The organism is Candidatus Zixiibacteriota bacterium (assembly GCA_034003725.1).
GTDB lineage: Bacteria > Zixibacteria > MSB-5A5 > GN15 > FEB-12 > WJMS01.
In genome coordinates this window covers 40,707-49,076 of record JAVEYB010000018.1, presented here as the reverse complement: position 1 = coordinate 49,076, position 8,370 = coordinate 40,707, and the positions used below count along the sequence as shown (strand labels likewise).

At 58.1% G+C, this 8,370-nt stretch carries 5 protein-coding genes and 1 tRNA gene; 3 read left to right on the top strand and 3 right to left on the bottom strand.

Translation table 11 applies throughout. The annotated features are described in order from the left end of the window. Window positions 1-97: 97 nt before the first annotated feature. Window positions 98-174: transfer RNA gene (locus tag RBT76_14985), tRNA-Met, on the bottom strand. A 280-nt stretch (window positions 175-454) separates the two neighbouring features. Then, the gene (locus RBT76_14980; GenBank protein MDX9859089.1) at window positions 455-1,807 is read right to left on the bottom strand and encodes a cation:proton antiporter; all 1,353 of its coding nucleotides are present in this window, start codon (window positions 1,805-1,807) and stop codon (window positions 455-457) included. A gap of 226 nt (window positions 1,808-2,033) precedes the next feature. Between RBT76_14980 and motA the strand changes: the two genes are divergently transcribed. Both motA and RBT76_14970 read left to right on the top strand, forming a co-directional pair. Further along, window positions 2,034-2,894 carry a flagellar motor stator protein MotA gene (gene motA / locus RBT76_14975; protein ID MDX9859088.1) on the top strand — a complete coding sequence of 287 codons (861 nt, stop codon included), beginning with the start codon at window positions 2,034-2,036 and terminating at the stop codon, window positions 2,892-2,894. Window positions 2,895-2,899: 5 nt separating this feature from the next. Beyond that, complete coding sequence (locus RBT76_14970) at window positions 2,900-3,751, top strand: flagellar motor protein MotB (protein ID MDX9859087.1); 852 nt, start codon at window positions 2,900-2,902, stop codon at window positions 3,749-3,751. 10 nt (window positions 3,752-3,761) lie between these two features. Here RBT76_14970 and RBT76_14965 read toward each other — a convergent pair whose 3' ends face one another. Continuing rightward, complete coding sequence (locus RBT76_14965) at window positions 3,762-4,256, bottom strand: hypothetical protein (GenBank protein ID MDX9859086.1); 495 nt, start codon at window positions 4,254-4,256, stop codon at window positions 3,762-3,764. 643 nt (window positions 4,257-4,899) lie between these two features. Between RBT76_14965 and mfd the strand changes: the two genes are divergently transcribed. Beyond that, complete coding sequence (mfd, locus tag RBT76_14960) at window positions 4,900-8,334, top strand: transcription-repair coupling factor (GenBank protein ID MDX9859085.1); 3,435 nt, start codon at window positions 4,900-4,902, stop codon at window positions 8,332-8,334. Window positions 8,335-8,370 lie beyond the last annotated feature (36 nt).

Below are 8,370 nucleotides of genomic sequence, written 5' to 3'. Positions count from 1 at the left end.
GATCTTCGCTGTAGCCGGTGTACCGTCGCCCCGACTCAGACAAAATGACATAGACGGTAAACAGAATTCCCTCTCCCCAGAGGAATGGACTGCTATTTGGTGGCGGGGGCAGGATTTGAACCTGCGACCTTCGGGTTATGAGCCCGACGAGCTACCAGACTGCTCCACCCCGCGGTTTCTATCTTTTCACGTCGCGGCGAGCTACTCCGCCAGTGGCGGACTCCACCCCGCGGTTTCTATCTTTTCATGTCGCGGCGAGCTACTCCGCCAGCGGCGGACTCCACCCCGCGGTTTCTATCTTTTCATGTCGCGGCGAGCTACTCCGCCAGCGGCGGACTCCACCCCGCGATCAGACCCCGATAATAACGGGCTCACCACGGTCCTGTCAAGCGCCTCGCCAAAGAATTCCGATTTTTATTCGCGTCTGGCCCATCCACAGGCCCCGCGCCGAGCATTACGCCGCAGGAGGCAAAACCTTGGAACCGCGCTTCATTGACCAAACCAGCAGCGGCGGTGTAACGAGGGTCGTGACAATCACCATAATCACGACCGCGGAATACGTGGAACTGGTGATCACCGCCTCACCGTCAAGCATCAGTTTCGCCCCGATTCCGGCAAAAATGAGCCCCACCTCGCCACGGGGAATCATTCCCAGGCCGATCGCAAGACGGTTTGTGTCACGATCCCAAATGGCCAGCGCACACGCCTGTTTGCCCGCAATAGCCGCCAGTGTCAATACTGCGGCGAATCCGAGAATCTCAACCTTGGCAAACGTGGACAAATCGACCAGCATTCCCATCCGCACAAAGAAAATAGGGACTAGAAACGTCGCGATCGGTGCGATCAGTTCCTCAATTACGTGCTCGCCTCGCTCAGTGAAACCCTTGTAATGGATATCATCCAGTATCAACCCTGCCGCAAACGCTCCGACGATCGGTGCGAGGCCGACTTTGCCCGCGATATATGCCAGTGAGAAACAGACCAGAAGCGCGAACGAGAGGAATACGCCCTTTCCTTTTAATACGATGGCAAACCGGAAAAAGTAAGGCAATACCAAAGACCCGATCACGATCGCGCCGACCACGAACAGCACTGACTTGCTGATAATCCAAAGCACCTGCAGTGAGCTTACTCCGCCGTCGCCGCCGCTCGCAGCAGCCGTTATAATTCCCGTAACGACCGCCAGAATCACCAGACCGAGAATGTCGTCGATAACCGCGGCCCCAAGAATAATCTTGGCTTCCCTCGTGTTTATCTTGCCCGTGTCTTTGAGTACCCGCGCGGTAATACCGACGGAGGTTGCGGTGAGCGTCGCTCCGATAAAGACATGGACCAGCGTCCCGTGGTCCGGAATGAACCACGCCCCGACTCCCCATCCGAGGAAAAACGGCGCGATGACGCCAAACGTGGCGACCATGAACGCCGTACCGCCGACCTGGAGCATTTCCTTGACAGTGGATTCGAGCCCCACCTCAAACAGCAGGATAATAACCCCGATCTCAGCCAGTATCTCCAGCACGATGTGGGTCTTGAACGGCTCGAAAACGTCGAATCCCACCAGATGGAGATTTCCGATGACAATTCCCATGACCAGTTCGCCCAGCACAGCCGGAGCGTTGAAGCGCTCGAACAAGTCGCCGCCCAGCTTTGCTGCCAACAGGATAACGACCAGCTCCAGCAACGTGGAGAGGACTTCGCCGCCATGACCACCTTCGCCACTCTCGGAACCGAATGCCAGAGAATGTCCTAGATAGACCGTGATTACGGCGAGAAACAACCACCAGCGACGGCCAGTCAGTACTCGCACGTCAGTTCCTCCTTCCAGGGCCGACAATTTTTCGCGGAATCTAGGGCCATCGCCCGTCCCTGACAAGTGTTTTTGGCCCCGGCCTGACTGCTCATTTACTGCACCGTCGAAAGCCACTGGAACAGCAGAGACAGGCAACGGCTTCAGGTTTTGCCGCGACCTGACGAAAATCATAGTAATATGCAATTGGGCTCGAACCACTCCTGAAGAGGCAAGACGCGCACCTATGCTGTTTTTTCTTGGAGCAATCGTGGTACTGGGGAGCGTTCTGGGCGGGTTTATGTGGCACGGCGGTCATCCACTGGCCCTGAACCAGCCGAACGAGGTGCTGATCATCGGCGGCGCCGCTCTCGGATCCCTGATTATTGCCACCCCGATGCCGGTCATCAAGGCGCTGATCGGCCAACTGAAAGGCGTGCTCGTCGGGGGTGGGTATAAGAAACAAGACTACCTCGACCTGCTCGTCATGATGTACGAGATCTTCAACGTTGCCCGCCGCGACGGCCTGGTCGGTCTGGAAAACCACATCGAGCACCCCAACGAAAGCGAGATCCTCAAGCGGTACCCCAAATTCCTGAAGAATCACCATGCCGTTGCGTTTTTTGCCGATACCATGCGCGTCGTTATCTCCGGTTCCGTGCAGCCTCACGACCTGGAGGACCTGATGGATTCGGATCTTGAGGTCCTGCACGACGATGAGGGACGGCCGTCGGACGCCGTCGGCGCAGTCGCGGACGCGTTACCGGGACTCGGTATCGTCGCTGCCGTTCTCGGTATTGTCATCACCATGGCCCAGCTGGACTCGGGACCTGAAGTGATAGGTCACAGCGTGGCCGCGGCTCTCACGGGGACGTTTATGGGCGTATTGGCCTGTTATGGATTTGTAGGACCGATTGCCCACAGCATGAAGCACCGGGTCAAAGAAAACGGCCAGTACCTGACCTGCATGAAACAGGCGCTGCTTTCCTTCCACAAAGGGGTAGCGGGGGTGATTGCCGTGGAATTTGCCCGCCGCTCGCTGTTCGCCGAAGTGCGGCCCACCTTTCTGGAGCTCGAGGATGCCTGTAATCAGGCCAAACGCAGGTAGCAGCCATGGCTGACAGCGAACAGCCAATCATCATAAAACGTGTCAAAAAATACGGACACGGCCACCACGGCGGGTCATGGAAGGTCGCCTTTGCTGACTTCATGACGGCCATGATGGCCTTTTTCCTTGTGATGTGGCTCGTCGGTCAGTCCGACCAGGTCAAGAAAAACGTCAGTGAGTACTTCCGTGATCCCGGCAAGTATCAGACGAAAGGCGGAGCCGGCGTCCTCAAAGGCAGTGCGTCGGTGTTGAAAAAGGAAGGCAGCTCGGCGAATACGCTCGTGAAGGAAGTCATCAAAAAGGAACATCTCCCCAGCGCCGAGGAACAGAAACAGATGGCCGCCGCCGCGCAGGGAATTCTCCATGAACTGGAAAAACAAGACGCCTTCAAGCGTCTCAAGAAAAACGTCAAGTTGCAGATGACCTCCGAGGGTTTGCGGATTATCCTCAACGAATCGGAAAACGCACCCGCCTTCTTCGAGCCCGGGTCGTCCAAGCTTCTTCAGAAGAGCGCCATAATCCTGGTAACGATCGCCCGCCAGCTCGGCCAACTCCAGAACTCCCTGGTCGTCGAGGGGCACACTGATCGGTCCATTACCGGCGATGCTGCATACTCCAACTGGGAGTTGTCAGCCGACCGCGCCAACGCCGCGCGGCAGTTGATGGAGGTCTCCGGCCTGCGTTTCGGGCAGGTGCGCGAGGTTCGCGGGTATGCGGACAAGATCCCCATGATCGCGCACACTCCGGATGACCAACGCAACCGCAGGGTCAGCATACTTGTGCTGTACGAGTCACGCGAACGGGCGTATGACCAGATGGAAGTTGGTTCGGATCTGATGGCCGAGGTTGGAGACTGAGCTTGACCGCCTACGCCAGGTACTCCGCCGGCAGCGGCACATTCGGCGTCTCGTCTTCCCAGAAGATCGTGAGCACCCACCACCGGTCGTGGTGGTAGACCAGTTGAATGCTGTTGATTCCGCGCGTGAACGGCTCACCACCGTCGGCGAACGACGACTGATAGGTACTCCAGACATGCACGATACCGCCGAACCGCTCGATACGCCGGGTGATTTCTCTCTCGATAAAGCCTCTGCGAAGAAACTGCCCGGCACGCAGTACCGGTTCTGATCGCGTGATAAACCCCTCGATGTTCATGGACTGGACTTCCGGCAGGGCGCCGGGACGACGGGGAATCAGTCTTCCGGAATCGAGAAACAACGAACGCAATCGGTTCCAATTGGGCTCAGAACCGGGCTCGAACGATACCGACTCGTACAACGCGGTGATGATCGCTTCGATCGACCCCACGTCATTCGGGTCCGCAATGAATCGTCTTACCGGACTGCCGGCACTTCCGGTCATACCCCGGGCTCCTTTCCCTGACACCTGTCAACCGTAGTCCTATCGCCGCTAATCATATACATAAGATCGGCAGTGGCAAGACTTTTGGCGAGAAAAGGGGGCACCGAGTTCAGTAGGTGCGGCTGAGCGCGACTTTTTTCTTGGTGTCGAGGACGCGGAACGACTCACCTGAATGCCGGTGTTCCCGCGCCGTCTCGGGAGCCCGTATTACACTTTGCTCAGGGACCGCTCGCCGAAGACCGGGGGCACCGGGCCAAAGGCCACGGCCGCGAACGCCAGTAGTGTCATTATTATCTCTGCTTTTATAACGCCGGCTGATTGAATGCAGAGTGACCGCCATGAGTCAGAGTCTATAAACCCCGTTAACCATCAAATAGCCGCTTGCTAACACAATCTTGACAATTCCTCCCGCGCCGCCACGGTTTGCCATATCTCATCATGCAACATATACTTATGACCCGGGCCGGGATCCCGTCCGGCGGACGCAACGTAGTGTTCTATAGTCCATATTATACGCACCGATACGTCCCGCAAAAAACTTGTCGAATTCGACCGAAATATGTATACTGCTGGCCGCATACCAGTACAGACCCCGGTAAGAAGCTTGCCGGGGGTTTTTGTGTTGGCGCAGTAACGGAGAACAATGAACGATCGAATGGAAACCCGCGCCGCTTCGCGTACCCGACTCGAGTACGTATTCGAACGCTTTATGTCCGGCCGACCCTTCGTTCGGCTGTCACACATGCTCGAGCAATCACAGCCGGGGATTCCCTGTGTCGTCACCGGGCTCGCCGGGTCGTCCACGGCGGTGCTGATCCGCTCGCTTGCCGCCACAGGGAAATCACCGATTCTGGTCGTCACGCAGCGCTCCGAAGAGGCCGGTGACCTGTATGAGGATCTGCTGTTTCTCCTCGGACCCGAACGGGTCGGACATTACCCCTCGCGGCAGATTCTTCCCTACGACTTCCGCGCGCCCGTCGGCGAGATTATGGGAAAACGTATTTCCACGCTGGCCGCTTTGCGCGCGGGCGATCTCGATGTCGTCGTCACGCCTGTTCGAGCCCTGATGGAACCGACTATCCCGCCGGAGAACCTTGCCTCGGCGATGATTGACCTGAAGGCTGGCGACGAGCAGGACATCGATAGCCTGGTCGACAAGCTGGTATCGCTGGGGTTTCATCGTGTACCCCTGGTTGAAGAAGTCGGCGATTTCGCACGTCGCGGTGGGTTGGTGGATTTTTTCACTCCCGGCGCCGAGGCGCCTGTCAGAATAGAGTTTTTCGGCGACGAGATCGAAACCATTCGACATTTTGACGTCGGCACCCAGCGCACTGTCGATTCTCAAAAGCGCATCACCCTCCTGCCTCGACGTGAAATCCCCATCACGCAGGAGACCCTCGAGCAGTATCTCGCCGAGATGCCCGAAGACGACGGGGATTATATCCGTCGACGCTACGTCAATGATCCCGAACTGCCCGGACTGGAATGGCTGGCCCTGCTTTTCGGCATCCCGCAAGGGCGCTTGTCCGACTATCTCCCCCGGGATACGGTGGTGATCTTCGACGGCCACGGAACAATCGGCGAGGAAGCTGACTCCATCCTTGCAGAGGCAGGCTCGCTGCGTGAGCGCCTCGCCGGCCGTCTGCAGCGGCTCCCCGATCCGGACCAGTATTATGTGACGCGGAGTCTGCTGTTTGACCGCCTCGATCAATTTCGACAGATTGACCGCGTTCCCTTCAAGGGGGGACGCGGCGAGATTGTCAGCTTCGACTGCCGCGAGCATCCGGCGCTCGGCTCCCGGTTGGACCTGCTCGGTGAGACCATCCGTGAGTACGAATCGGCCGGCATCACCTATTTCATCGCCACCGATTCCGAGGGACAGGCCGCCCGGCTCGACGAGTTGATCGCCGAGAAAGCCAAGCTCGATACCCGTCCCCCGATCGAAGTCGCTGACCTCAAAGGCGGGTTTGTCTGCCCGAGCGACGGTTATGCAATCCTTACCGACCACCAGATTTTCAGTCGCTATCACCGCCGCGTCCGTCGCAAAAAGTTCAAAGAAGGCGTGGCGATCGCCGACTATTCGTCCCTGAACCACGGTGATTATGTCGTTCACACCGATCACGGCATCGCCCGTTATATCAAACTGGAAACGCTGACAGTGGATGGTCGGAACCGGGATTGCCTGCTGCTGCAGTACGCGGAACAGGACAAGCTGTACGTCCCGATCGAGGAATTCAACCGTGTGTCAAAATACGCGGGAAAGGACAGCGCACCGGCGCTGACACGACTCGGCGGGCCGGGTTGGGATAAACTGAAAGCCCGGACCAAAAAGGCGGTCGCCGATATGGCCGCCGACCTCATTAAGCTGTACGCCGAGCGAAAGTCACAGCCCGGGTTCGCATTCGGTCCCGATACCACCTGGCTCAAACAACTCGAGGCGTCGTTCCCGTTCGAGGAAACACGTGACCAGACAAGGGCGATCGCCGACGTCAAACGCGACATGGAAAAAGATCAGCCGACCGACCGCCTGATTTGCGGCGATGTCGGCTACGGAAAGACCGAAGTCGCCGTCCGGGCGGCATTCAAAGCCGTCGATGCCGGCAAACAGGTTGCCGTGCTGGTACCCACGACTATTCTCGCCCAACAGCATTACGCGACCTTTCGCGAACGTCTGGCCGAGTTCCCGGTACGCACCGAAGTCCTTTCGCGCTTTCGCACCCGCGCCGAGCAGCTTGCAACAGTCGATGGTCTCGCTGCCGGGACCGTTGATCTCGTCATCGGCACTCACCGACTGCTGTCGGCCGACGTTCATTTCAGGGATCTGGGGCTGCTGATCATCGATGAAGAGCACCGATTCGGTGTTCGGCACAAAGAAAAGCTGCGACGGCTCAAGGCGAGTGTTGACACGATTGCCATGACGGCCACCCCGATCCCGCGCACACTGCAGATGTCTTTGATGGGAGCGAGGGATATGTCGATCATCAATACCTCGCCCAAAGACCGCCTGCCGATCATCACGGAGATTGTCGAATTCGACCCGGCCGTCATTGCCACCGGTATCCTCCGCGAAATCGACCGGGGGGGACAGGTGTTTTTCGTTCACAATCGGGTCCAGACGATCGAAGCGATGCACCGCTATCTCAAAAAACTGCTGCCCCAGGTCCAGTTTGCCGTCGCTCACGGCCAGATGCACGAGAAATCGCTCGAGGGTATCATGCTCGGGTTTATGGCTAAGCGATATGACGTGCTGATCTGTACGTCCATCATCGAGTCAGGTCTCGACATCCCCTCAGCCAATACGATTATCATAAACCGCGCCGACCGCTTTGGACTGGCGCAACTGTACCAGATACGGGGCCGGGTAGGACGATCATCGCGGCGCGCCTATGCATACCTGATGACACCGCCGACACGGTTGATGAACGCCGACGCCATCAAGCGGCTTCGTGCGCTCGAGGCGCACTCGGATCTCGGCGCCGGATTCGCCCTGGCCATGCGCGATCTGGAAATCCGCGGCGCCGGGACTATTCTCGGGGCACGACAGTCGGGATTCATCGAAGAGGTCGGATACGACCTGTACAACCGACTGCTCGAAGAAGCGGTCGCCGAGCTCCGCGGACAACCTCTGCAGCGCCTCCCCGAAACCCGCATTGAACTCGATGTCGAGCTCTTCCTCCCCGGGAACTACGTCAATGACAACCAGCAGAAAGTCGATATTTATCGACGGGTCGCGGATTGCCGCAACCTCGACGAACTCGAGCGTCTTCGCGATGAAATCACCGACCGCTTCGGCAAACTACCACCGTCGGCGGTGAACCTCTTCGATGCCGCAGGCGTCAAGATCTGCGCGTCCATGATGGGACTCGAAAAAGTGACCATGCGCGCCGGACGGGTCAACTTGTTCTATGAAGAGCAGCACCGACTCAGTCGCGCCGAGGTCGAGTCCCTGCGCAAGGCTACCGACCAGCCGATGGAGTTCTCCATGCTTGGTCACCCGCGAATCACCCTTGACCTCGGTCAGATAAACCACCTCCAGCGACTCGGCTACCTGCGCGGCGTCCTGAGCAAGGCAATATAGGAACCTGCTCGACTGTTGTGACGTTTAGGCTGTACT